16 protein-coding genes are annotated in these 23,642 nt (G+C 61.9%); 12 read left to right on the top strand and 4 right to left on the bottom strand.

Going from position 1 to position 23,642, the window contains the following annotated elements:
- Positions 1-738: 738 nt before the first annotated feature.
- From rfbA to RRF64_RS17170, 6 genes are all read left to right on the top strand, one after another.
- A complete protein-coding gene (gene rfbA, locus RRF64_RS17195; RefSeq protein WP_323847156.1) occupies positions 739-1,653 on the top strand; it encodes a glucose-1-phosphate thymidylyltransferase RfbA in 915 nt (304 codons plus the stop codon).
- A 60-nt stretch (positions 1,654-1,713) separates the two neighbouring features.
- Positions 1,714-2,262 (top strand): dTDP-4-dehydrorhamnose 3,5-epimerase, encoded by a 549-nt coding sequence (gene rfbC / locus RRF64_RS17190; protein WP_323847155.1) that lies wholly within the window; start codon positions 1,714-1,716, stop codon positions 2,260-2,262.
- A gap of 123 nt (positions 2,263-2,385) precedes the next feature.
- Complete coding sequence (gene rfbD, locus RRF64_RS17185; RefSeq protein ID WP_323847154.1) at positions 2,386-3,345, top strand: dTDP-4-dehydrorhamnose reductase; 960 nt, start codon at positions 2,386-2,388, stop codon at positions 3,343-3,345.
- Entirely contained in the window at positions 3,338-4,399 is a 1,062-nt protein-coding gene (rfbB, locus tag RRF64_RS17180) for a dTDP-glucose 4,6-dehydratase (RefSeq protein WP_323847153.1), read from the top strand. Before rfbD ends, rfbB begins: the two co-directional genes overlap by 8 nt.
- A gap of 305 nt (positions 4,400-4,704) precedes the next feature.
- Complete coding sequence (locus RRF64_RS17175) at positions 4,705-6,438, top strand: SLC13 family permease (protein WP_323847152.1); 1,734 nt, start codon at positions 4,705-4,707, stop codon at positions 6,436-6,438.
- 451 nt (positions 6,439-6,889) lie between these two features.
- On the top strand, positions 6,890-8,641 hold the full coding sequence (locus RRF64_RS17170; RefSeq protein WP_323847151.1) for a DEAD/DEAH box helicase: 1,752 nt from the start codon (positions 6,890-6,892) through the stop codon (positions 8,639-8,641).
- A 535-nt stretch (positions 8,642-9,176) separates the two neighbouring features.
- On the opposite strand, the gene RRF64_RS17165 is transcribed toward RRF64_RS17170, so the two are convergent.
- Positions 9,177-9,716: a cytochrome b gene (locus tag RRF64_RS17165; RefSeq protein WP_323847150.1), complete on the bottom strand. Its 540-nt coding sequence runs from the start codon at positions 9,714-9,716 to the stop codon at positions 9,177-9,179.
- 186 nt (positions 9,717-9,902) lie between these two features.
- Here RRF64_RS17165 and RRF64_RS17160 point away from each other — a divergent pair, with 186 nt between their 5' ends.
- From RRF64_RS17160 to RRF64_RS17150, 3 genes are all read left to right on the top strand, one after another.
- A complete protein-coding gene (locus tag RRF64_RS17160) occupies positions 9,903-11,069 on the top strand; it encodes a PepSY-associated TM helix domain-containing protein (RefSeq protein WP_323847149.1) in 1,167 nt (388 codons plus the stop codon).
- A 431-nt stretch (positions 11,070-11,500) separates the two neighbouring features.
- The gene (locus tag RRF64_RS17155) at positions 11,501-13,717 is read left to right on the top strand and encodes a TonB-dependent receptor (RefSeq protein WP_323847148.1); all 2,217 of its coding nucleotides are present in this window, start codon (positions 11,501-11,503) and stop codon (positions 13,715-13,717) included.
- 12 nt (positions 13,718-13,729) lie between these two features.
- The gene (locus tag RRF64_RS17150; protein ID WP_323847147.1) at positions 13,730-14,407 is read left to right on the top strand and encodes a Fe2+-dependent dioxygenase; all 678 of its coding nucleotides are present in this window, start codon (positions 13,730-13,732) and stop codon (positions 14,405-14,407) included.
- Positions 14,408-14,712: 305 nt separating this feature from the next.
- Here the strand turns inward: RRF64_RS17150 and RRF64_RS17145 are convergent, their stop codons facing one another.
- Entirely contained in the window at positions 14,713-15,639 is a 927-nt protein-coding gene (locus tag RRF64_RS17145) for a LysR family transcriptional regulator (protein WP_323847146.1), read from the bottom strand.
- A 231-nt stretch (positions 15,640-15,870) separates the two neighbouring features.
- Here RRF64_RS17145 and metE point away from each other — a divergent pair, with 231 nt between their 5' ends.
- Positions 15,871-18,219, top strand: a complete 2,349-nt coding sequence (gene metE / locus RRF64_RS17140; RefSeq protein ID WP_323847145.1) for a 5-methyltetrahydropteroyltriglutamate--homocysteine S-methyltransferase — start codon at positions 15,871-15,873, stop codon at positions 18,217-18,219.
- Positions 18,220-18,330: 111 nt separating this feature from the next.
- Here the strand turns inward: metE and RRF64_RS17135 are convergent, their stop codons facing one another.
- Both RRF64_RS17135 and pepQ read right to left on the bottom strand, forming a co-directional pair.
- On the bottom strand, positions 18,331-20,289 hold the full coding sequence (locus RRF64_RS17135) for an amidohydrolase family protein (RefSeq protein ID WP_323847144.1): 1,959 nt from the start codon (positions 20,287-20,289) through the stop codon (positions 18,331-18,333).
- Between the two features lie 437 nt (positions 20,290-20,726).
- On the bottom strand, positions 20,727-22,061 hold the full coding sequence (pepQ, locus tag RRF64_RS17130; RefSeq protein WP_323847143.1) for a Xaa-Pro dipeptidase: 1,335 nt from the start codon (positions 22,059-22,061) through the stop codon (positions 20,727-20,729).
- 89 nt (positions 22,062-22,150) lie between these two features.
- Between pepQ and purU the strand changes: the two genes are divergently transcribed.
- Positions 22,151-22,987: a formyltetrahydrofolate deformylase gene (gene purU / locus RRF64_RS17125; RefSeq protein WP_323847142.1), complete on the top strand. Its 837-nt coding sequence runs from the start codon at positions 22,151-22,153 to the stop codon at positions 22,985-22,987.
- Positions 22,988-23,160: 173 nt separating this feature from the next.
- Positions 23,161-23,592: a hypothetical protein gene (locus RRF64_RS17120; protein ID WP_323847141.1), complete on the top strand. Its 432-nt coding sequence runs from the start codon at positions 23,161-23,163 to the stop codon at positions 23,590-23,592.
- Positions 23,593-23,642: the final 50 nt, after the last annotated feature.

Raw genomic sequence — 23,642 nt, 5'->3', positions numbered from 1 at the left:
GCACCCGCAAGGGTGCGGCCTTTTTAGTATTTGGTGGAGCTAATTGGAAGCGAGGCAAAGCCCCGGTTCCAAGGCACCGCAAAGCGGTGCCGCAGAGCGCCCGCCCGGCCGGGCTCGCGCGCGAGCGACCCCGAAGGGGTGAGTGGGCAAAGCCCACGAATCATCCCGCGCCCCGGCCTAATCTCCGGCACCGCGCTTCCGAAAGGATGCGGCCTTTTTTCGTATCCGGTATCAGCTGCGAGAGCGAGACAAGGCTCCGGTTCACATCACGGTTTTGCAGGCGGAGCCGTTACCGCGGACAGCCTTGTGAGACACGCCGTGAACCCATCCATGGGGGCTCTGCACCGGCATCCATGCCGGTGCAGGTCTCGCAAGGCTGTCCCCGGTATCGGCACCTTCGCGGAACGTTCAGTTAAATGAACAGTATTACGCAAAGATACGGCCTTACCCGTATTTGACACCGGCACTGCATGCCAAAAAAGGCTTTGCCTGTCTCCGTACTCTGTGAAGTGGAATTCCCCATGGCCCTGGTCTTAAATGAAGTGCGCACCGGGCAGGGTTGGATAGCGCCGGCTGGCGGCAGCGAAAACCAGCACTGCTAGGGAAAGCGGATTTCTCTACCAAGATCCAATGGGCAAGGTCACCGAAAGCGTCAGCAAGGTTGCATAGCTAAAAATTCAGATCGAAAGAATCGCTCAAACAGTCGGGCTTGCTGAGACCAAAACGAAAGCAGGAAGCATGGACGCGACCAACACGGCCCGCAAGGGCATCATCCTCGCCGGTGGCACCGGCACAAGGCTTTTCCCGCTCACCAAAGGCGTCAGCAAGCAGTTGATGCCGGTGTATGACAAGCCGATGATCTATTACCCACTCACCACGCTGATGTTGGCGGGAATTCGCAACATTCTGATTATCACCACGCCGCAGGAGCAGACGCTGTTCCAGAATCTGCTGGGTGACGGCACTCAGTGGGGAATCAACCTGTGCTACGCGGTCCAACCATCTCCGGATGGACTGGCCCAGGCCTTCATTATCGGTCGCGAGCATGTCGGAAATAATCCCTCAGCGCTGGTGCTGGGGGACAACATCTTCTACGCCGAGCATTTCAGTGAAGTACTGCAAAGAGCGGACTCGCGTCAAGAGGGCGCAACCGTTTTCGGCTATCACGTGGCTGACCCCCGCGCCTATGGCGTGGCTGAATTCGATGTCGCCGGTCGGGTTGTCAGTATCGAAGAAAAGCCGGCTCAGCCGAAATCCAACTACGCCGTAACGGGCCTGTATTTTTACGACAACCAGGTCTGTGACCTGGCGGAGGAAATCAAACCCAGCACCCGGGGCGAGCTCGAAATCACCGATCTCAATCGCATTTACCTCGATCAGGGACTCCTCAATGTAGAGTTGATGGGTCGCGGTGCAGCCTGGCTGGATACCGGAACCCACGACAACCTGCTTGAGGCTGCGCAGTATGTCCAGACCATTGAACGCCGGCAGGGACTGAAAATCGCCTGCCCCGAGGAGGTCGCTTTCCGCAAAGGATTTATTTCAGGCGATGAACTGGAGCGGCAGGCGCAGGCTCTGATGAAGAGCGGCTACGGCAGTTACCTGATCCAGCTGTTAGTCGATGCACAGCGCGACCATGTATTCAGGCGCTGACAGGCGTTTCTGGTGGTTGGAAACGCCAGCCCGGCCAGCTGCCTTCTCTAGATCCCCGCTATGAAAGTTATTGCAACAAGCATCCCCGACGTAAAAATTATCGAACCGGAAGTGTTCGGGGATGAGCGGGGATTTTTCTTCGAAAGCTTCCGCCAGGACACATTCAACCGGGAGTGCGCCGAACGCGTATTTGTACAGGACAACCACAGTAAATCCTGCCGCGGGATCCTGCGCGGCCTGCACTACCAGAGCGAGCGCACCCAGGGGAAACTGGTGCGCGTGATATCCGGTGAAGTTTTTGATGTGGCGGTGGACCTGCGCCGCAGCTCACCCACATTCGGCCGGTGGGTGGGCGCTACCCTTTCGCTGGAGAACAGGTGCCAGCTCTGGGTGCCGGAAGGTTTCGCGCACGGTTTCTACGTCACCAGTGAAGCAGCCGAGTTTGTCTACAAGTGCACCGATTATTACGCGCCGGAGCACGAACATTCCCTGCGCTGGGACGACCCGGAAATCAACATAGAATGGCCGCTCTACAATGGAGAGGCGCCAAAGCTTTCGGCGAAAGATCGGCAGGGAAAACTGCTCAAAGATGCGGTGACTTTCTGCTGATGGCGGCGAATGGCGCTTCTCGGTGATGAGGTTACGCAATACGTCCGCACCGGAGTCGGCGCACAGTCAGGCAGGGATGACGCTAATAATTGTCAGAAGCGGGCGAGCGAGGAAGAAGCTTCGATGAAGATCCTGATCACCGGAAAGAACGGCCAGTTGGGTAGGGCGCTGCAGATCTTGGCGCCGCAGGGTGTGAGGCCGGTTTTCCTGGGGCGTGAAGAACTCAATATCAGCAATCCCGCGGCAGTGGCGTCCGTTTTGGATAAAGTGCGGCCCGAAGTATTGCTGAATGCCGCCGGCTATACCGCGGTCGACAAAGCGGAATCCGACGCGACAGAGGCGTTCGCCGTCAACGCCATCGGTGCGGAGAGCCTGGCGCTCGCCTGCAAAGAGTTCGGCGTCCGGCTGCTCCATGTCTCCACCGACTTCGTATTCGATGGCCTGAAATCCAGTCCCTATACCGTGCAGGATCCGGTCCGCCCGCTGGGCGTGTATGGCGAGAGCAAGGTCGCGGGAGAAGAGGCCGTGCGAGCGGCTCTGCCGGATGCCGTCATCGTGCGCACCGCCTGGCTCTACTCGGCGCACGGCAATAACTTCGTCAACACCATGTTGCGCCTGATGGCCGAGCGGGATCAGCTGGGCGTGGTGGTCGATCAGATAGGCACGCCCACCTGGGCGGGCACGCTTGCTCGGGTGCTCTATGCGCTGGCGTATGACGGCAGTGCCCGCGGTGTATATCACTATACGGATGCGGGTGCGGCCAGCTGGTACGACTTCGCCGTTGCCATTTATGAAGAGGCCAAATCGGTGGGGCTGTTACCCGCTGACAGAGAAATACAGATCAAACCCATTGCCACGTCAGAATATCCGACCGCGGCCATTCGTCCCCAATACAGCGTGCTGGATAAAAAGCGGCTGGTAAGCCAACTGGGTCTTGATCTGCCGCACTGGCGCCAAACCCTGAGAAGGGCGCTCGAGGAAATGAAATGCAGTAGCGGCGAGAAATCCGCGCCGAGCACGACCCATCGCCGCACGGCGGGCAGCGAGGTCGCAGAAAGCATGGGAATTCCGGGTAATGAGTAATTTGCTGGTTACCGGCGGGGCCGGTTTTATCGGGGCAAATTTCGTCCACTACTGGATGGCGGAATACCCCGAAGACAAGGTGGTGGTGCTGGACGCGCTGACCTACGCGGGCAACAGGGCCAACATAGCGCAGTTGACGGATCGCCAGAACTTCACCTTCTGTCACGGCAATATCTGCGATACCGGGTTGGTTGAAGTGCTGTTAAAGGAACACCGCATCGACACGCTGGTCAACTTCGCTGCCGAAAGCCATGTGGACCGCTCCATCACCGGGCCCGACGCCTTTATCGAGACCAATATCATCGGCACACACAGCCTGCTCAAGGCGGCCAAGAAGGTCTGGCTGGAAGCGGGCGAACTCAGGGAGGCACACCGCTTCCACCACGTCTCCACCGACGAAGTCTACGGCACCCTGGCGGCGGGCGAGCGGCCGTTCCGCGAGAGCACACCCTACGCACCCAACAGCCCCTATTCGGCGAGCAAGGCGGCTTCCGATCACCTGGTGCGCGCCTACCACCATACTTATGGCCTCAGGGTAACCACGAGCAACTGCTCCAATAACTACGGGCCCTATCATTTCCCGGAAAAGCTGATCCCGCTGGTGATCACCAACATCCTGCAGGACAGGCCTCTGCCAATTTACGGCGACGGCAGACAGATAAGGGACTGGCTCTACGTCGAGGATCATGTGCGGGGCATCGAACTGGTGCTGAAAAAGGGCCGCCACGGCGAGTGCTACAACATCGGCGGTAACAATGAATGGGCGAACGTCGATATTGTCCGGCTGATCTGTGAGCTGATGAATCAATCCTTCGGTTCCAATCCGCAACTGGGTGAGCGCTATCCGAACGCAACAAAGGTCAGGTCGGGCAAGGCAGAGGAGCTGATTTCGTTTGTCACAGACAGGGCGGGGCATGACCGCCGCTATGCGATCGACGCGCGCAAGGCGAGCGCAGAGCTGTCCTATAAACCCCGGCAGAGCCTGGAGACGGGCATCCGAAAGACCATTCAGTGGTATCTGGATAACGACAGTTGGTGGGGTCCGCTCAAATAGCGCCTCCGGCGAAAAATATTCTTTCTGACTACAGTGCCCGACAAAAATAACAGAGCCGGCTGCACAGTTTTGCCGTTTGCAGGGCAAATGCCGCGATCAGTCCCGCCTCAGCGATAACAGCAGCGGAGTACAGGAGCCTTCAGTATCGCGAGTCCCAGCGCTCGTCGGTATGCAGTGACATTGATCGGACGCTACGGTGGCGCAAATACATTGGGTGTCTACGCCAGATTTGGCATAATGGCATTCAACAAGTTGTGTATAAAAAGTGACCACATAAAGGGGCAGCCGATCGGCGCCGTACACCCATGACCCTGAGCCAGTTCGTCGTTGCCGGCATCTTTGTGCTGGTGATTGCTTCCCTGATCTTTACCCGCATTCGCCCCTCCCTGGTGTTCGCCTCGGCAGCGGCGGTCTGCTTTCTGACCGGGCTGGTGCCGGCTGAGTCGGTATTGCAGAAGGCGGTCAACCCGGGTCTGGTGACGCTGGTCGCCCTGTTGCTGGCCTCGATCGGGCTGGAGAAGGCGCGCTGGCTGCGGGCGATTTCCGAGGGGCTGATCGGCGGCTCGCTGCGCGGCAGTCTGCTGCGCCTGACCGGCGCCACCGCGCTGAGCTCGGCCTTCCTGAACAACACCGCGGTGGTGGCCGCATTGGCCTCCAGTGTGAAGGCGCAGCGGCGCTATCCGCCGGCCAAGTTGCTGCTGCCGCTGTCCTATGCGGCGATTCTGGGCGGCACCCTCACCCTGATCGGCACTTCCACCAATCTGATCGTCAACAGCTTTGTGCTGGACCGCGGCGCGCCCGGCCTGGACTTCTTTGCCTTCCTGCCGGTCGGCCTGGGCGTGACCCTGGTCGGGCTGCTGGTGCTGATGGTGTGCAACCACCTGCTGCCGGCGGGGCGGGTTACCGAGGAGAGGGCCGCCGAGTACCTGCTGGAGGCGGAGGTGGTGGCCGACTCGCCGCTGGACGGCAGGACGGTGGAACAGAACAAGCTGCGCCAGCTGGAGACCCTCTACCTGATCGAAATAGTGCGCGGCGCGCGCAGTATCAGCCCGGTGGCGCCAACCGAGATGGTCCGCAGCGGCGACAAGCTGATCTTCAGCGGCGACGTGCGCGATCTGGGGCGCCTGCAGGCGATCGAGGGGCTGCGGCAGTTTGCGCTGGAGGACGACAAGCTGGACCTGGAGTTGACGGAAGTGGTCCTGACCCCCAACTCCAGCATCATCGGCGAGACCCTGAAGAGCTGCCAGTTCCGCACCCGCTTCGACGCCGCCGTGGTGGCGATGCGCCGCGGCGGCGACCGGCTGTCGGGCAAGCTGGGCGAGATCGAGTTGCAGACCGGCGACGCACTGCTGCTCGCGGTGGGGCCGGACTTCAAGCACCACCGCAATATCGACAAGAATTTCTATGTGATCACCGGCAACGACGTGCAGCGCCAGCTCTCCCGACGCGACAGCTGGCTGATGGGGCTCGGCTTCGCCGCGGTGGTGGCGGGTGCCGCGCTGGGATATTTCTCGCTGCTGAAGGGCCTGATCGTACTGCTCGGCGGCATGATCGGCCTGAACATTGTGTCCACCACCGAGCTGCAGCGCCGCTTCCCGTTCCAGATCTGGATGATCATCGCCAGCGCGCTGGTGCTGGCGGAGGCCTTCTCCGGCAGTGGCCTGGCGGATGCGTTGGCCGGCGGCATGCGCAGTGCGCTACAGGATGCCGGGCCCTTCGTCGGCCTGGTGGGGATTTTCCTGCTGACGCTGGCACTGACCGAACTGATGACCAACAACGCCGCCGCCGCGCTGGCGTTCCCGCTGGCCTGGAGCCTGGCGGAGAGCTTCGGCGTGAGCTGGATGCCGTTCGTGATGGCCGTGGCCTACGGAGCCAGCGCCAGCTTCCTGACGCCCTTCGGTTACCAGACCAACCTGATGGTGCAGAACCTGGGTGGTTACCATTTGCGGGACTTCCTGCGCGCGGGGCTGCCATTGACGATTGCTTATTCGGTCACGGTGCTGACGCTGTTGCCGTTGGTGTTTCCGTTCAACACCTGAGGTTTAGGCTAGCCGGTACCAACGGGCTGGGTGGATTTGCCTCACTGATCCGGTCGAGGAATTGCTGGAGAGCGGCGACCCGTTCAAAGAGGGCGTGGCGTCGCCCCGCGCAAGCTTGCCCGAAGTTGTCGGGAGCGATGGCAATGCCATCACCCGGAGCTACTGCGCCCGTGAGGCGCCTAATAAACATACTGCTAGCTGCGCCCGAACCTGATAGACTGCGCGGCCTTTTGTCCCCCGCCCCTATGGCGCCTGAGTGGGACATCAGCCTAACTGGGTTACAGACCTCCTCGCCACAGGCCCCTGTACTGCGTTGAATGAGCTTGAAGATAGCGGGTGCTATTGCTGGGCTTTTTCTCCACGCCCATCAATCTTTGGCTGTGAGCTATGGTTATCCCGTTGGGACCATGGCCTCCGCCCGGCCCCTTTGTAGAATCAAGTGAATCCCCAAATGACCGATACCCCGAATCTGGTTGGTTTTGACCAACTGGGCCTGCCGACTGACATCCTTAACGCCATCGAGAAGCTGGGCTACGAGACGCCCTCGCCGATCCAGGCGCAGACCATTCCCTCTTTATTGGAAGGCCGCGACGTACTGGGCCAGGCCCAGACCGGCACCGGCAAGACGGCGGCCTTCGCGCTGCCGATGCTGGCGCAGCTGGACCTGAAAGACAAGCGCCCGCAGGCGCTGGTACTGGCGCCGACCCGCGAGCTGGCGATCCAGGTCGCCGAGGCCTGCCAGTCCTACGCCGCCAACCTGAAGGGCTTCCACGTGGCGCCGATCTACGGCGGCGCCGATTACCGCGGCCAGATTCAGCAGCTGAAACGCGGCGTGCAGCTGGTAGTGGGCACCCCGGGCCGGGTGATGGACCATATGCGCCGCGGCTCGCTGGACCTGTCCAACCTGAAGATCCTGGTGCTGGACGAAGCCGACGAAATGCTGCGCATGGGCTTTATCGACGATGTGCAGTGGGTACTGGAGCAGATTCCGGAGGAGCGCCAGATTGCGCTCTTCTCCGCCACCATGCCAAAGGAAATCGCGCGCATCGCCCGCGAGCACCTGCGCGAGCCGGTGGAAGTGAAGATCCGCGTCAAGACCGAGACCGCCGAGACCATCCGCCAGCGCTACTGGCCGGTGGGCGGCCTGCACAAGCTGGATGCGCTGACCCGCATACTCGAAGCGGAGCCGGTGGACGCGACCATCATCTTCGTGCGCACCAAGAACACCACCGTGGAGCTGGCGGACAAGCTCGCCGCGCGCGGCTTTGCCAGCTCGGCGCTGAACGGCGATATGGCGCAGAACCTGCGCGAGCAGGTGATCGACAAGCTGAAGAAGGGCGCGCTGGATATTGTCGTCGCCACCGACGTGGCCGCCCGCGGCCTGGACGTGGCGCGTATCAGTCACGTGATCAACTACGACATTCCCTACGACACCGAGGCCTATATCCACCGCATCGGCCGCACCGGCCGCGCCGGCCGCGAGGGCGATGCGATCCTGTTCGTCGCTCCGCGCGAACAGCGCATGCTGCGCATCATCGAGAAGGCGACCAAGAAGCCGATCGAAAAGCTGCAGCTGCCGAGCGCCGCGCAGGTGAACGACGCGCGCATGCAGCGCTTCCGCGAACGCATCACCGGCACCTTGGACGGCGCCACCGACCTGGCGCCCTACCGCCAGCTGGTGGAGGAATACCTGGCGCAGAACGAAGCCGATCCGCTCGACGTGGCCGCGGCCCTGGCCGCCATGGCCCAGGGCGACCAGCCGCTGCTGATCAAGGAGCAAGAGCGCCCGCAGAGAGAAAGGAAAGAGCGCTGGGATCGCGATGAGGAGTTCGAGGGCCGCGGCCGCAAGAAGGGCGGTTACGAGAAGGACAAGAAGATGTCGCCGCCGGACGAAGGCATGGAGCGCTTCCGCATCGAAGTCGGCCGCGAGCACGGCGTCAAGCCGGGCAATATCGTCGGCGCCATCGCCAACGAGGTGGATCTGGAGAGTTCCTATATCGGCCGCATCGAGATCTACCCGGAGTACACCACGGTGGATCTGCCGGAGGGTATGCCGAAGGAAGTGTTCCAGCACCTGAAGCAGGTACGCGTGGCCGGCCGGCCGATGAAAATTGCCAAGCTGGGTGAGCAGGTCGGCGGCGGCAAGCCGCGCGCTGGTAAACCGGGCGGGGCCAAGCCGAGAAAACGCAAGCCGCAGCAATAACCAATTTCAGCGCGTCATCCCGGCGCAGGCCGGTATGGCGAAGTTGCGAAAGAGGATTGGTTGCGACGAGGGCGAACCCAGTGGTTCGCCCTTTTTTATTATCCGTCGTCATCCCGGCGTATGCCGGACTGCGGAGGCATGGATGCCGAAGCGGGCACGCGCAAAGCGCGTGGCCCGCAGGGCGTGGTGCAGGAGCACCACCTAATCGAGCGCGGTCAGATAGATCGATCGCGGCCACGGGCGGCCATCCGCCCCGCCGCTCCTACAAGTTTCTTTATAACCTCCAGTAGGAGCGGCCGGTGGCCGCGATCGGTGTCCAATAGGGCGCCGACCTGCGCCGGTATGACAAATTGTTCATTGTTTGCGAAAAGGGTGAATCGAAAGGTTCGCCCTTTTTTATTATCCGTCGTCATCCCGGCGCAGGCCGGGATCCAGTGTGGCCAGGTAGATCGATCGCGGCCAACGGCCGCTCCTACAAGTTCCTTGTTACCTCCTGTAGGAGCGGCCCATGGCCGCGATCGATGCCCGAACAGAACTACCTCTGCGGCAGCATCCTGGTGAGCGTTTTGTCCTTCTGCACAAAGTGATGCCAGAGCGCCGCCGCTATATGCAGGCCCACCAGCACCAGCAGCGCCGGCCACAGAACCTCCTTGTGTAGGAAGGCAACCTGTTTGCCCAGATCCGGGTTCTCCGTCAGCAGCCGGGGCAGGGCGAAGAGACCGAAAAATTCCGTATCCCGCCCGAACAGCTGCCGCATCGTAATGCCGGAGGCGGGCATTGCCAGCAGAATCAGGTACAGGGCGCCGTGGGTCAGCTTCGACAGCGCCTGCTGCCAGCGCGATCCCTCAGGCTGTGGCCGCTTGTGGCGGGCCCGCCAGTAGAGGCGTACGGCCAGCAACAGCAATACGGTAATGCCGAGAGAGAAGTGCAGCCGCACCAGCCAGCCGCGCATCGGATCTTCCCGGTCGTAGAACTCGTGCAGTTCCACCGCGCCCCAGACACTCAGCAGCAGGATAACGAACAGCCAGTGCAGGCCCTTGCTTACCGGGTTCCAGCGCTCGATTGGGTTCGCCATGCAAAATCTCCCCTTTTTGAATCTGCGCCCTATCTTACCCGCATTGTGCCCCTGAGGGAGCCGGGCCATGGCAGGCTTAGGAATTCTTTACTGTTTTCCGCTGCCGAGCGCGCGGATCTGCATTGCCCGTCTTATAGATAACAATTATCATTTGCGCCTGATAACAGCTGCTGTTGGGGGCCTGGCATGTTGCGCAAAGGGATTTTCTGGATTCACCTGATCTGCGGTGTGATCGCGGGGCTGGTGATTCTGATGATGTCGGTGACTGGCGTTCTGCTCACCTATGAACGGCAGATACTCGCCTGGAGCGACGGCAGCAGCTACAACTGGCAGCCGGCGGACGGGCAGCAGCGGCTGCCGCTGGACGAGCTGATCACTGCCGCCTCCGGCGGCGGGGATTTCCGCCCGGACAGCGCCACCATGTTTGCCGATACGGACGCGCCAGTATTGCTGCGCGAGGGCCGCGCGCAGAGCCGTTACATCAATCCCTACACCGCAGAAGTCTATGAGCCCGGCGGCGAGCAACTGCACGACTTCTTCGACGCGGTGGTGCACTGGCACCGCTGGTTCAACGCCGGCGACGAAAACCGCGGCATCGCCCGCGCGATCACCGGCGCCTGCAACTTGGCGTTCCTGTTCCTGATCCTGAGCGGCCTCTACCTGTGGCTGCCGGCGATCTATCGCTGGAGCACCTTCCGCATCCGCCTCTGGTTCCACCCGAATGCGAAGTCCGGCAAGGCGCGGGATTTCAACTGGCACCATGTGTTCGGTTTCTGGGCGGCGCTGCCCTTGGTGGTAATTGTCGCCAGCGCCACCGTGTTCAATTATTCCTGGGCCAACGGCCTGGTCTACAAACTCGCCGGCGAGGAACCGCCACAGCGCCGCGGCGGCCGGCCGCCCGAGCGACATGAGTCCAATCCGGTAGCCTACAGCGGCCTGCCGCTGGAGCAGCTGCTGCGCAACGCGGCTGCAGAGAGTGACGGCTGGCAGTCGCTCACTGTCCGTCTGCCGCAGGGCGATGCGAAAGCGATAGAGATCAGCGTCGACCGGGGCAACGGCGGCCAGCCGCAGAAGCGCGGCAGCCTGACCCTGGACGCAAGCAGCGGCGAGATCATCCAGCGCAAGACATTCGCCGACGAATCCACCGGCCGCCAGTGGCGCTCCTGGATCCGCTTCCTGCACACCGGCGAGGCGCTGGGCATCCTGGGGCAGACGATCGCGGGCCTCGCGTCACTGGCGGGCGTATTGATGGTGTGGACCGGGCTGGCGCTGTCGCTGCGCCGCTTCCGCAATTTCCTCGCCAGAAGCCGGAAGGCCCGCGCCCAGCGGCAAGCCGCCGCCGATCCCGCCTGACGGGCCGTAGGAGAACGTCACAGCGTATTTCCTATCAGCAATTACTCCTGCCGGCCCAGGTCGCTGACAGAGTCCGGCAGTCTGAACTGAAGGCAAAGTGCTGGGGCGAGTATTTCGAAACCGTCGGCGCCATGGATGGCGCCGACGGAGCTTACAGGGATGTATTCACAGCGTTTTCGAAATACTCGCCCCAGTGCTTTGCCGCTACCGCACCTGCTGAGAAATAAGGAAAGGTGGGGTGGCAACAGCCTGCAGTCGGCGCCTCACCAGTTTTCTGTTTGATTTGTGAGCGGTATCCCCTCCGCGAAAAAAATAATCCCTTTTCTTTTCACGACCATCTTGCCCACTTTACATATTTAAATGATAATCAGTCGCATTAGCGTTGCTAATTAAACAGGCAACTTATAAATCTCTCGTTGGGGCTAATCACCATGACCAAACTGCCGAGTACAACGGACCAACTCGCACTGCTCGAATCCACGGACTCTTTCAAGATCAAACCGCTGGCAAAAAAAATTGCCCGCATTCCGCTGGCCGCCGCCATGGCCAGCAGTCTTGTTGCGGCTGCCCAGGCGCAGGAAGCGGCAACCGCGCCTAAGAGCGACCGCGCACCGGAACTGGTGGAAGTGGTCGACAGGCAGGAAGAGACGAGCACCAGTTCGGTCAAATTCCCGCGCCCGCTGCTGGACACCGCGCAGACCGTCAACGTGATCTCCGAAGAGGTGATCCAACAGCGCGCCGCCACCACCCTGCGCGACGTGCTGCGCAACGTCTCCGGCATCAGCATGCAGGCCGGTGAGGGCGGCGCGCCGGCCGGCGACCAGTTCGCGATCCGCGGCTACAGCGCGCGCACCGACATCTTCGTCGACAACGTGCGCGACTTCGGCGGCTACACCCGCGACCCGTTCAACCTGGAACAGGTGGAAGTGGTCAAGGGGCCGTCTTCCGATTACTCGGGCCGCGGTTCCACCGGCGGTTCCGTGAACCTGGTGAGCAAGGCGCCGAGCCTCACCGACAGCACCCGCTCCAATATCATCGCCGGCAGCGACAGCTACAGCCGCGCGACCCTGGACGTGAACCAGACCCTGGACGGCATCGACAACGCCGCCGCGCGCGTCAACCTGATGGTGCACGACCAGGACGTCGCCGGCCGCAACGAGGTGAACAATTCCCGCTGGGGCGTGGCGCCGTCCATCGCCTTCGGCCTGGAGACGGACACCGAAGTGACTCTGAGCCTGTTCCATCTGGCGCAGGACAATGTGCCCGACTACGGTATCCCCTGGGTGCCGGAGGGCAATGCGCCGCTGGCGGACCTGGCCAACGAGCCGGCGCCGGTGGATTTCGAGAACTGGTACGGTCTCAAGTCCCGCGATTTCGAGGAGACGGAGACGACCCTCGCCACCGTGCAGCTGGAGCAGCGGCTGACCGACAGCACCAGCCTGCGCAACGTGACCCGTTGGGGCCGCACCTACCGCGATTCCATGATCACCGCGCCGCGCTTTGCCAGCAGCGACAGCACCGATATTCGCCGCAGCGACGAAAAATACCGCGACGATGAAGACACCATCATCAGCAACATGACCGACCTGATGGTGACGGTGAACGCCGGTGCGGTGGAGCACAAGATATTGCTGGGCGCGGAACTGAGCCTCGAGGGCGAGAAGCGCTATACGCAGGAACTGACCGGCGAGGACTCCCCGGCGACGGACCTGTACAACCCGAACCCGAACGATCCCTACCTGGAAAGCTACCGCCGCACCGGCACTGCCAGCACCGCCGATTCCACCACGGTGGCGGCCTACCTGTCCGACTCGGTGCAGTTGAACGAGCAGTGGCAGCTGAACGGCGGCCTGCGCTACGATCGCTTCGAACTGGAGTACACCCCGGACGGCAGCCCGCTGATGGAGCGCACCGATTCCATGCTGAGCTACCGCGCGGGCCTGGTGTTCAAGCCGGTCGATGCGGGTACCTTCTACCTGGGTTACGGCACCTCGTTCAATCCGACCGCGGAGGCGCTGTCCATTTCCACCAGCAGCCGCCAGCCGGGCATTGCCGACCTGGACCCGGAGGAAAACCGCAGCCTGGAGCTGGGCACCAAGTGGCAGATCGCGGACGGCAACCTGCTGCTGACCGCGGCGCTGTTCCGCACCGACAAGGTCAACGCGCGCACCCAGGATCCGGACGACCCCAACGATCTGCTGGTGCTGGAGGGCGAGCAGCGCGTGCAGGGGCTGGAGCTGGGTGTGGCCGGAGCCGTCACCGAGCGCCTGAGCCTGAACGCCGGTTACGTGTACCTGGATACCGAGGTGCTGGAGAGCAAGGATGTGGCAGAGGTCGGCAAGGAGCTGGCGAACTCCCCCGAGCACTCGTTCAACCTGTGGGGTAATTACGCGGTGAGTGAAAAGCTGCAGGTCGGTGTGGGCGCCCAGTATGTCGGCGACCGCTACAACAACACCGCCAACCTGCGCCAGGCGCCGGACTACTGGGTTTACGAGGCGTCCGGCGTTTACGCTTTCAGCAGCAACATCAGTGCGCAGTTGAATATCCAGAACCTGACCGGTGAGGAATATATCGACTACGTCGGCGGCGGCCACTTTATTCCGGGGCTCGGCCGCACCGCGCTGTTGAGCGTCAACTTCAGCTATTAAGAGGCAGTAAAGGTGCTGTTGGAAATCCCCGAAGTTCTCAGCAAGCAGCAGGTCGCCGACATGCGCGCGGCCCTGCTGCAGGCGGAGTGGGTGGACGGCAGGGTGACCGCCGGCCACCAGTCGGCGCAGGCGAAAAAAAATCGCCAGCTGCCGGAGGACTCAGAAGTGGCGCGGGAGTGCGGCAATATTATTTTGCAGGCGCTGCCGCGCAGCGGGCTGTTTATGTCCGCGGCGCTGCCGCAGCGGGTGTTCCCGCCGCTGTTCAACCGCTACGAAGGCGGGGAGCATTTCCACAATCACGTGGACAATGCGATCCGCCGCCTGCCGACGGGCGGACAGATCCGCACGGATCTGTCCTGCACCCTGTTCCTGTCGGAACCGGACGAGTACGACGGCGGCGAGCTGCTGATCGACGACACCTACGGCGCGCACAAGGTGAAACTGCCGGCGGGCTCGCTGGTGCTCTATCCGTCCACCAGCCTGCACCGGGTAACGCCGGTCACCCGCGGCAGCCGTATCAGCTCCTTCTTCTGGCTGCAGAGCCTGGTGCGCGACGACGGCCAGCGCACATTACTGTTCGACCTGGATATGTCGATCAACCGGTTACGCCAGGAGTTGGGTGAACACGAGGCGATCGTCGCGCAGACGGGGGTCTACCACAATCTGCTGCGGCGCTGGTCGGAACCCTGATTATTGAGGCAAAACTTGTAGGAGCGGCCCATGGCCGCGATCGATGTTTCCGGTTAACGGATAGTCCGATCGCGGCCATGGGCCGCTCCTACAATTTCTTGTATCCGAGTATTCATCATCTGCGGCGCAGGCCGGCTTTTATTTTCGTCATACCGGCGCAGGCCGGCATCCAGAACGGGTGCCGGAGGTACCTGGATTAGGTGGTGCTCCTGCACCACGCCCTTCGGGCCACGCGCTTTGCGCGTGCTCGCTTCGGCATCCATGCCTCCGCAGTCCGGCCTGCGCCGGAATGACGACTTAATGGATCACACGGCGCGAATGCCGTTCAAGTTGGCAAAGCAGGTATCCCGCGCCGTCTGCAGAAAATCCTCCACGAACGCCTGCTCCAGCATCTCCTCGCGCACCGCCGCGTAGAGCGTGCTCCACAGGCCTCTCTCGCCGAGCCGCAGCTGCGCGACAAATGCCTTCTGCCCCTTCTGTAGATAGTCGTGCAGGGCCCAGTTCGGCAGTGCGCAGACGCCGCGGCCGCTGGCGGCCAGCTGCACCATCATCACCGTCAGTTCCGCGGTGCGCACATCGGCGGGCTCGACGCCGGCCGGGTCGAGAAAGTGCTGGAAGATATCCAGCCGCTCGCGCTCGACCGGGTAGGTGATCTGCACCTCGCCTTCCAGATCCTCCGGCATCACCCAGCGTTTTTCCGCGAGCGCGTGTTTGCGGCTGATGGCCAGCACCATTTCGAACCCGAACAGCGGCTGGTAGTGGATACCTTTCAGTTCCGGATCCGGATTGGAGGTGACCACCAGATCCAGGTCGCCGCGCACCAGTGCCGGCAGCGGCGCGAAGTGGAAGCCGCTGGACAGGTCCAGCTCCACCTCCGGCCAGTCGTCGCGATACTTGTCCAGCGTCGGCATCAGCCATTGGTAACAACTGTGGCACTCGATGGCGATATTCAGCCGCCCGGCTTGGCCTGACGCCAGCCGCGCCAGGTCTCGTTGCGCCAGCGCCACCCGCGGCAGTACGTCATCCGCCAGCTGCAGCAGCCGCAGGCCGGCACTGGTAAAGCGCAGCGGGCGCGACTTGCGCACGAACAGCGGCTGCGCGTGGCGCTCCTCCATCTCGCGGAACAGGTGCGACAGCGCGGACTGGGTCAGGTGCAGCCGCTCGGCCGCGCGCACCATGCTGCCGGTCTCCCGCAGGATCGTCAGTGCTCTCAAGTGTCGCAGTTCAATCATCTTTAGAAATATTCATGTTTTCGGCAAAAAATATGAAATTGATTGAATAACAGCGTGCCCGCAGAATCAACCCCGAAATTCGCTCCTCTCTCCCGCGTGCGGGAGAGGGGCTCCCCTGTAGGAGCGGCCCTTGGCCGCGATCGGACTTCCAGCCACCACCGCACTTCGATCGCGGCCATGGGCCGCTCCTACAGAAGAGCGAAGTATCGAATCATTTTTGGGGAAATAGAGATGGCACAGACACATATCCTCGGCTACCCGCGCATCGGCGCCGGCCGCGAGCTGAAAAGGGCCCTAGAGGCCTACTGGCGCGGTGACATTTCACAGAGCGAACTAGAGGCGGTAGGAGCGCAGATACGCCGCGACAACTGGCAGGCACAGAAAGACGCCGGCCTGAATCTGGTGACCGTGGGCGACTTCGCCTGGTACGACCAGGTGCTCAACCACACACTGATGTTCGGCGCCGTGCCGGCGCGATTCGAGCAGGGCGCCGCCGACAACAAGCTGGACCAGTACTTCCGCCTCGCCCGCGGGCGCGCGCCGTCCGGCGCGCCGGTGGCCGCCAGCGCGATGACGAAATGGTTCGATACCAACTATCACTACCTGGTGCCGGAATTTTCCGGTGAGCAGCAATTCGAATTGGACACGGAGTGGCTGCTGGCCGAAGTGCATGAGGCGCAAACGCTCGGTCACATCGCCAAACCCGTGATCATAGGCCCGCTCACATTCCTGTGGCTCGGCCGCGCCGAGGGCGAGCGGCTTCCGCTTTTGCCGCGACTGTTGGCCTGCTACGAGCAGCTGCTGCAACAGCTGGCCGCTGCCGGCGTGCAATGGGTACAGATAGACGAGCCCATCCTCGGCCTCGACCTGCCGCAGCCGTGGCGCTCAGCCTTTGCGGATACTTACGAACGCATCAATCGTGTCGCACCGGCACTCAAGCTGCTGCTCGCCACTTATTTCTCGCCGCTGCGGGAAAACCTGTCGCTGGCGTTCGGCCTGCCGGTAACCGGTGTACATATCGACTGCGTGCGCGCACCGCAGGAATTGCCCGCTGCGCTCGATGCGCTGGGCGACCAGCAGGTGCTGTCGGTCGGCGTACTGAACGGCCGCAATGTCTGGCGCGCGGACCTGGCAAAGTGGCAGTGCCAACTGAAACCAGTCGCCGAGCAGCTGGGAGATCGCCTGTGGCTGTCCGCCAGCTGCTCGCTGCTGCACTGCCCGGTGGATCTGGACACCGAAGACAAACTGCCGGCGGAGCAGTTGCAGAAACTCGCCTACAGCCGCCAAAAGCTGGAAGAGCTGCGGCAGTTGCAAACCCGGCTGACATCAACCGCGCCTGGCCCCAACGGCACTGGGTTAAGCGGGGGACACCTTGTGGGAGCCAGCCCTGCTGGCGAATCAGATGCTGCCAATTGCGCCGTCTCAATCGCCTGCGAGGCAGGCTCCCACAGCACAGATGGCTACACGCCGTTCGAGGCTGACTCCAGGGATTCCGTTGCGGCTGCATTGGAAAACAGCTGGCGTCCGCAGTCCTACACCGAGCGCGCGCCGCTGCAGCGAAGCCGCTGGCAGCTGCCGCTGCTGCCTACCACCACCATCGGCTCCTTTCCGCAGACGGACCTGTTGCGCCAGGTGCGCAGACAGTTTCGCAGCGGCGAAATCGGCGAACAGGATTACGTCGACCATCTGCGCGCGGAAATCGCCGAGGCGATCCGCCGCCAGGAAATATTCGGTCTGGACGTGCTGGTGCACGGCGAGGCGGAGCGCAACGACATGGTGGAATACTTCGGCGAACAGCTGGACGGCTTCGTGCATACCGGCAACGGCTGGGTGCAGAGTTACGGTTCCCGCTGCGTGAAGCCGCCGATCATCTTCGGCGATATCTCCCGGCCGCAACCGATGACCGTGGAGTGGAGCAGCTATGCCCAGAGCCTGACGAAGAAACCGGTCAAGGGCATGCTCACCGGCCCTGTGACGATTCTGAACTGGTCCTTCCCGCGCGAGGATATTCCGCGAGCCGAGAGCTGCCTGCAGATCGCCAGGGCGCTGCAGCAGGAAGTGCTGGATCTGGAGGCGGCCGGTATCGGCATTATCCAGATCGACGAGCCGGCCCTGCGCGAGGGCGTGCCGTTGCGGGCCTCGGAACACGAGAATTATTTCGCCTGGGCGGTGGCCTGTTTCCGCTTGACCTGCAGTGAAGTGAGGCCGGAAACCCAGATTCACACCCATATGTGCTACAGCAACTTCAACGCGATCATGGACGCAATAGTGGCGCTGGACGCGGATGTGATCACCATCGAGTCCGCGCGCTCGGACCTGCGGCTGCTGCGCGCGTTTGGCGAAGAGCAGGGTGGTTATCCGAATGAGATAGGCCCGGGCATCTACGACATCCACTCGCCCAATGTGCCGGCGCGGGAAGAGCTGGTGGCGCGGCTCAGGAAAATCGCCGGGGTGATTCCGCTGGAGAAACTCTGGGTCAACCCCGACTGCGGCCTCAAGACGCGCAGCTGGGCGGAGGTGGGCTCGTCGCTGCTGAACATGGTGGAGGCGGCGCGCACCGTGCGCGCGGAGCTGGCCTGATTCGCTACGCTCGTCATCCCGGCGCAGGCCGGGATCCAGCATCGGACGTTGAAACTGGATTCCGGCCTGCACCGGAATGACGAAAGGACAACGTAACAGTGATGCCGGTAATTAATTGGCGGCTACGGTCGCCGAGCCATTCAATTTGAACGGAATCGACTCGTGGAAGGGCTTGATGCCCAGGGCCCGGTACAGCTGGTCCGGCCGGTATAGGTTCTGCCCCTCGATCACCAGCGCGGTGCGCCGCAGTGCGCTGATATCTTCCAGCGGATTGCCGTCCAGCAGCACCAGGTCCGCGTCCTTGCCGACGTCGATGGTGCCGCTGCGGTTCAGGGCGCCGACGATTCTGGCCGGGACCACCGTCGCGGTGCGCAACACATCCGCATTGGGAATGCCGGCCTTGGCGTAGAGTTCCAGTTCGCGCAGCAGGGTAAAGCCGGGCAGGCCATCGGTGCCGGCGACCATCGGTACCTTGTGCTCGTGCAGCTTGCGCACCATGTTCAACAGCGCTTCGGCGGACAGGTCATAGTCGTGCCGGTGCTCCGGCTTTACGTCCAGATCGGCGCCGATAAACTTCCGGCGCACATTGACCGGCAGATGGTCGGCGATGCCGGCATATTCCGGATCGAGTTTGCCCGGCTGGCGCAGCAGCATGGAGCTGAACACGGTGGTGGTGGTATCCACCACGATGCCCTTGCGGGCGAGCTTGTCCAGAAACGCGGCGACTTTCTTGCTGTCCAGGTCCAGTTCGTGGGCGTGCTCGCCGATTTCGGTAAAGCGCAGCTTCTTGCGCGTGTCGAGCGAGCCCATGAAATTCAGGAACAGCATGTTGATATGCTGTATCTCGTCGAAGCCCGCATCCACGGCCTGCTCGGCGGTCATAAAGGCGGGGATATGGCCGGACAGGCGCAGGCCCTTGCTGTGGATGTGCTCGGCCAGCGGCGCTATCCATTCGGGTTCCATGGAGCTGTAGGTCTTGATCTGCTGATAGCCGCGCTCCGCGTACCAGTCGACGATTTCCTTGGCGTGCTCGAGGCTGGTGGCGGTCTTGCCCATGCGCATCGCGTTTTCGCTTTCGCGATCCATAAAGCCCGCGCGGAATACCTCGCCTCCGATCACCTTGTCGGATTCGAACAGCTCGGTCACACGCATGATATTTTCGTGGGCGTTGCCGATATCGCGCACGTTGATCACACCGGCGGCCATATTGAGTGCACCGTCCGACGGTGACAGGTGGCCGTGCATGTCCCAGAGGCCGGGGATCAGGGTCATGCCGCGGCCGTCAATCCGGGTGGCGCCGGCAATACCGATTGGCGCGGTGCTGATGCGCGCAATCTTGCCGCCCTCGATCAGGACATGGCGCTTATCCAGCAAGGCGCCCGCTTCTACGTCGACCAGGTCGACATTGCTGATCAGTATGGGCTTTTCGGACTTGTGGGTGTGATTTGCGGCGAGTTTCTGCAGGTGGTCATCGGCGGCCTTGATCTGCCGCGCTTTCAAGTTTTCCAGATGCGACTTGTCCCAGCCCTTGCGCAGGATCGCCATCCAGCCGCCCTCATCCGATGCAAACAGGTTGCCCTGTTCGTCGAACCAGCCCATCTCGGGCGTTAGCTCGAGCCCGCTGACACCGTACAGATGGATCGTCTGTTGCTGCGCATCCTGGTTCAGTGTGACCGTATCCAGCCGATACAGTTGCGCCTGGCCCTGGGGCAGTAGATTGATGGTGTTATCCGCGTCGGCGAGCAGCGCTTTGACCAGTTGCGCCTTGACCGCCAGCGTACTGTTCTTCGGCAGGTAAAACTGTGGTTCGGACGTCTTTGCATTGCCGTGCTCGTCCGTGCCGCTCCAGCTGGCCACACCGTCCGTCAGGGAAAACGTTTCGTTCACCGGCGCGCCGAACGGGCTGATACCCTCGATATGCAGCTGGCTGGGTATCCCGCCCGCGCCGATGGTAAAGCTTTCCGTCAGTTTGAGGCGGCGGTTGTTCCAGCCTAATGTCAGTTCGCCGGAAACATTGGCGCCGTCAATTTCGATTACCTCTGTACCTGCGACGCCTTCTTTGTCGTACAAGACATATTCGATGGTTTCCGCATGCAAGTGGCTTGCGGCAGTGACAAGTACTGCTGCAAGCACCGCAGGAAAAGTAGAGATTTTCATTTTGGGAGCCTTTTTATTGGATTTGGCTTCCCCAGATTGGCCGTATTTTTTGGGATAGGCAACAGAACACGGTGACGTGGGATTACAAGAAAAAACTGCGCGCCAAAAAACGTGACTAGACTGACAAAGTGTTTGTCATTAGGTGCTGGGTGGCTTTGCGCGCACCGCACTCGATGAGGAAAAAGGCGAACAAGGGGTTTACTTTCTGTCTTCCCGGCGCAGGCCGGCATGACGATATCTGCAAGTGAATGTAGGAGCGGCGGGGCGGCCATCCGCCCATGGCCGCGATCGGGCTGTGGGATTATCCCGACATCGATCGCGGCCACCGGCCGCTCCTACAGACAGTCGGGTTACTTGGCGTAGCAGTCCCGGGTCATATTCTCGACGCGGTCACCGTGCACAATGACATTGTCCTCGACGCGCACACCGCCGAATGGGCGCAGGGCCTCGACCTTGTCCCAGTGCACCTCCTTCGCCAATTCTGAATCCTTCAGCTCCGCCAGCAGGCTGTCGATAAAGTAGAGCCCGGGCTCGATGGTAAACACCTGGTTTTGCTCGATGGTGCGGGTGGTGCGCAGGAAGGGGTACTGCGCCGGCGGCGGCGTGGTGCCGCCCTCGGGCGCGGTCTGGTGGCCGCCGACATCGTGCACCTGCAGGCCTAGGAAGTGACCCAGGCCGTGGGGCATAAAGGTGCCGGTCAGGCCGGATTCCATCGCGCTCTCGGCGGAGGTCTTGATGATGCCGAACTGGTTCAGCAGCTGCCCGACCTTGTGGTGGCACTCGCGGTGCAGGTCGGGGTAGGGCAGGCCCGGCTTGAGACCGGCCACCAGTTCCTGTTCCTTTTCATCCACGGCCGCCACCAGCTCGGCGAACTCGCCGTCGCGGTAGGCCTCGTTGATATGGGTGCGGGTGATGTCGGCGCAGTAGCCGTGGCAGTCGGCGCCGGCATCGATCAGGAAGGTGCGCAGTTGCGCCTCCGGCAGGCGTTGGTCCGACAGGTGGGTGTAGTGCAGTATCGCCGCGTGCTCGTTCAGGGCAATGATATTGCCGTAGGGCATGCGGTTCTCGCCCTGGCCGGCCGCCTGCTGGTAGGCCAGGTTGATCTCGAACTCGCTGGCGCCGCTGCGGAAGGCCGCCTCGGCCGCCTGGTGGGCCTTCACCGCGATGCGGTTGGCCTCGCGCAGGCAGGCGAATTCGTAGGGGGTCTTGTAGGCGCGCGCCCAGTGCAGACGGGCGAGCAGGTCTTCCGGGTTGGGGGTGCCGATGGGCCAGCCGTCCAGGAGGCCGGTGGTCTCGCCGAGGAAGGCCGCCTTTGCAGAGGAAGAGTCGGCGCTGAGGAACTGTTTGGCATCGGCCGGCTTGCTCAGCAGCTCGATATCGTAGTGCTCGCTCCAGAAGGTCTGCGGCGCCGGCGGTACATAGTGCCAGAAATCCACCGGGCGGTAGAACAGCAGCTTCGGCTTCTGCCCGCGGCGATAGATCACCCAGCTGTGCGGATTGTCGGTGACCGGCACCAGGGCCTTGAACTGGGGGTTGGCCTTGAATGGATAGTAGTTGTCGTCCAGGAACTGCACCTTGGGCGCACCGCTGAAGACGTTCAGGGTGTCGTAGCCGCACTGCTCCAGAATGTCGTCGTAGCGGCTGCGCAGCGTTGCGATATGTTCGGCGTAGAGGTTCTTGTCCATGTCTGCCCTAAGAGGATCAATGGGGTGTGATTCGACTATCCGGCATAGTGTATAGTCTGAAGTCTGGTTGTTTGGCCTGAATTTTGACCATGGAAAAGAAGATACTGCTGACGGACTGCCCGGATGCCAAGGGTTTGATCGCCAAGATCACCAACATCTGTTACAAGCATCAGCTCAATATCATCAAGAACGATGAGTTCGTCGACCGCGAGCAGGGGCGCTTCTTTATGCGCACTGCGCTGGAGGGCATCTTCAACGATGCCACGCTGCTCGAGGATCTCGATATGGCCCTGCCGGCGGGCGCCGAGCGCCGCCTGGTGGCCAGCGGGCGCAAGCGCCTGGTGCTGATGGTCACCCGCGAACCCCACTGCCTCGGCGATATCCTGATGAAATGCTATGCCGGCGCGCTGGATGTGGAGATAGCTGCGGTGATCGGCAATCACCCGGAACTCGGCGCATTGGTCGAGAAGTTCGATATCCCCTTCCACTATCTGCCCGCCGAGGGGCTGGCGCGGGCGCAGCACGAAGAACAGGTGATGGCGCTGGTGGACAGCTACGAACCCGATTATCTGGTGCTGGCCAAGTATATGCGCGTACTGACGCCGCAATTTGTGGCCCACTACCGTGGGCGCATCATCAATATTCACCACTCCTTCCTGCCGGCATTTATCGGTGCCAAGCCCTATCAGCAGGCCTATGAGCGCGGAGTGAAAATCATCGGTGCCACAGCGCACTTCGTCACCGATGACCTGGATGAGGGGCCAATTATCGAGCAGGATATTATTCACGTGGACCACGCCTATTCCGCCGAGGCGATGGCTGCGGCGGGGAGGGATGTGGAAAAGTCGGTACTCAGCCGTGCCCTGCAACTGCTATTGCAGGAGCGGGTATTTATCCACGGCAACAAAACGGTCGTATTTAAGTAGAGAGCCGCTGAAGATAATCGCCCTACCCGGGTACCTTGTGGGAGCCTGCCTTGCAGGCGAAACCGGCGCTGCCAATAGCTCCCTGGCAATCGCTTGCAGGGCAAGCTCCCACAGAGGCATATCGCAGGCCCTCTATTCTGGTTGCCTCTTTGTATTTTTCGGGAGACGTTGTAGTGATAACAATAACTCGAGCCGCCACTGTTAACTCGCCGCAATTAAGACTCTGCGCACTTTTTTTAGTCCCGCTGCTCCTGATCGCCTGTAGCAGCGCGCCGCCGGCCCCCAATCCCGGCCTGAAGGAGTCATTCCACACCGAAATTTCTGCCAATGGTTCCAAGCGCTTCACCTACACACTGGAAATGACAACGCCCCTGGTGCGCGGTCCCTATACGCAGAGCCCGGCCTCGCGCGGCGGTATGATGGGCCCCCAGAACATGCCGGCCGGCCAGCCACGTCGCAACCGGGGGCTTGATTTCGATCACGCCCTCAACCTGAAGCTGCAGGAGACCGGCTTCTGTCTGGATGGCTACTTCGTGATTGAGCGCAGCGTGTCGCCGATGGGTGGCGAAGTGCGCGGTGAATGTCGCGAGGGCGCGCAGCGCTGATAGATCTCACATTGAACGGAATTGTGAAGCCGGGGTGCAGCAATGTGCCC

It is taken from the genome of Microbulbifer magnicolonia (assembly GCF_035117725.1).
GTDB classification, from domain to species: Bacteria; Pseudomonadota; Gammaproteobacteria; order Pseudomonadales; family Cellvibrionaceae; genus Microbulbifer; species Microbulbifer magnicolonia.
The sequence above is the reverse complement of the archived record's forward strand: the minus strand, read 5'-3'. Positions and strand labels throughout refer to the sequence as shown.